The 2,617-nt window shown below is 44.6% G+C and carries 2 protein-coding genes; one reads left to right on the top strand and one right to left on the bottom strand.

Translation table 11 applies throughout. From position 1 onward, the window contains the following. Positions 1-29 precede the first annotated feature (29 nt). Complete coding sequence (gene ilvY / locus AB4307_RS21840; protein WP_017061966.1) at positions 30-920, bottom strand: HTH-type transcriptional activator IlvY; 891 nt, start codon at positions 918-920, stop codon at positions 30-32. Between the two features lie 146 nt (positions 921-1,066). Between ilvY and ilvC the strand changes: the two genes are divergently transcribed. Further along, positions 1,067-2,551 carry a ketol-acid reductoisomerase gene (gene ilvC, locus AB4307_RS21845; protein WP_017061965.1) on the top strand — a complete coding sequence of 495 codons (1,485 nt, stop codon included), beginning with the start codon at positions 1,067-1,069 and terminating at the stop codon, positions 2,549-2,551. Positions 2,552-2,617 lie beyond the last annotated feature (66 nt).

The raw sequence follows: 2,617 nt of genomic DNA on the forward strand, positions 1-2,617 counted from the left end.
TTTTCCGGATTGGTATAAAACAATGACGACTAGTCCGCTAAATATTTCCCTTCTGCAACTTGCCAGAACGCTCGAATTAGAGGGTTATCTAGCTGTGCTCGCTTACAACATACGCCTAACTCAAATGGCTTGATAGGTTCTATCTTTAAGCGGCTAACTTTATCTCTTACTGGACTGTTGTTTATGACCACATCAGGTGCGATGCCAACTCCACATCCTAGTGCCACCATACTTACAATCGCCTCATGGCCAGAAACTTGCGCGTATATGTTGGGTTTTATCTTCATCTTTTTAAACCATGCATTGGCTCGTTCACGCGCTGTTCCTGCTTCTGGGATGATAAAGGGCACTTCATTCCAGTTTGGCTTATCGGATTGCAGTTGTTGGCTAAAGCTACTCACACCAGATGGAATGATGACTGACAGTGGAATATCGCTGATGGTTTCGAATTCTAACCTTGAAGGAAGGATGTCTGGCTTTGCTGAAATCGCGATATCCGCTTCATCGTTTAAGATCTTGTCGATGGATTGAGCTGGATCACCAGTAGAGAGCTTAAATTCAATATACGGATGAATAGCCCTAAATTCGGTTATGAGTTCAGGTAGGTGACTGTAGCTAGCCGTTACTGAACAAAATATACGGATCTCACCTTTAAGTTCTTGCTCTCCGCCCTTCAGGTGAAGGTTATATTGCTGCCACTCTCCCACGATGCTCAATGCTACAGGCAATAGGTGTTTTCCTGCTGGGGTAAGATCAACACTGCGGTTGTCTCTGATTAGCAGTTCTTGTCCTGTTTCCTCTTCAAGCTTTTGTATCTGACGGCTCAGCGCTGAAGGACTGACGTGCATAGCAGCAGCGGTTTTGCTGAAACTCTTGCTGTCGCATAAATGTATAAATAATTGTAGAGATTTTATGTTCATGTTCTGCGATCGTTTCCATGTTGCATTTATTGCAATAACTAATTGTGAATATATCACTTTCAGCAACGGAGTGTCTGTTTTAGTATGAAGTCATTCGATAGAGAGATATCGACCTTACGGACTTATTTTTAAAGGAGTGCCCTAGAATGGCTAACTATTTCAATACATTAAACCTTCGTGAACAACTAGACCAATTAGGTCGTTGCCGCTTTATGGATCGTGAAGAATTCGCGACAGAAGCTGAATACCTTGAAGGTAAGAAAATCGTAATTGTTGGTTGTGGTGCTCAAGGCCTAAACCAAGGTCTAAATATGCGTGATTCTGGTCTAGACGTATCTTACGCTCTACGCCAAGCGGCAATTGATGAAAAGCGTCAATCATTCAAAAATGCTGATGAAAACGGCTTTGTTGTGGGTAGCTACGAAACGCTAATCCCTCAAGCAGACCTAGTAATCAACCTTACTCCTGATAAGCAACACACAAACGTTGTTGAAACAGTAATGCCTCTAATGAAGCAAGGCGCTGCTCTTGGTTACTCTCACGGCTTCAACGTTGTGGAAGAAGGCATGCAATTACGTGCTGACCTTACTGTAGTAATGGTTGCACCTAAGTGTCCTGGCTCTGAAGTTCGCGAAGAGTACAAACGTGGCTTCGGTGTACCAACACTTATCGCTGTTCACCCAGAAAACGACCCTAAAGGCGAAGGTTGGGATATCGCTAAAGCTTGGGCTGCAGGTACTGGTGGTCACCGTGCAGGTTGCCTAGAGTCTTCTTTCGTAGCAGAAGTTAAATCTGACCTGATGGGTGAGCAAACTATCCTTTGTGGCATGCTACAAGCGGGTTCTATCGTATCTTACGAGAAGATGATTGCTGATGGCATCGAACCTGGCTACGCAGGCAAGCTTCTACAATACGGTTGGGAAACGATTACTGAAGCACTTAAGTTTGGTGGCGTAACTCACATGATGGATCGCCTATCTAACCCGGCTAAAGTTAAAGCGTTTGAGCTTTCTGAAGAGCTTAAAGACCTAATGCGTCCGCTTTACAACAAGCACATGGATGACATCATCTCTGGTCACTTCTCTAGCACAATGATGGCTGACTGGGCGAACGATGACGTGAACCTACTAGGCTGGCGTGAAGAGACAGGCGAAACTGCATTCGAAAACTACCCAGCTTCTGACGTAGAAATCTCAGAGCAAGAGTACTTCGACAACGGTATCCTAATGGTTGCTATGGTTCGTGCCGGTGTTGAGCTAGCATTCGAAGCTATGACGGCATCAGGCATCATTGATGAGTCTGCTTACTACGAATCTCTACATGAGCTTCCACTAATCGCAAACACAGTTGCTCGTAAGCGTCTTTACGAAATGAACGTTGTAATCTCTGATACTGCTGAGTACGGTAACTACCTATTCGCTAACGTAGCAACACCGCTACTACGTGAGAAGTTCATGCCTTCAGTAGCAACGGACGTCATCGGCCGTGGTCTAGGTGAGACATCTAACCAAGTTGATAACGCTAAGCTAATTGAAGTAAACGAAGCTATCCGTAACCACCCTGTAGAATACATTGGTGAAGAGCTACGTAGCTACATGAGCGACATGAAGCGTATCGCTGTTGGCGGTTAATCTTCCAGTTCATCACTGAATAAAAATAGCCCTGAACATTTGTTCGGGGCTTTTTTATGGTTCATC

The sequence above is a fragment of the Vibrio sp. 10N.261.52.C2 genome (genome assembly GCF_041471425.1).
Lineage (GTDB): Bacteria > Pseudomonadota > Gammaproteobacteria > Enterobacterales > Vibrionaceae > Vibrio > Vibrio crassostreae_C.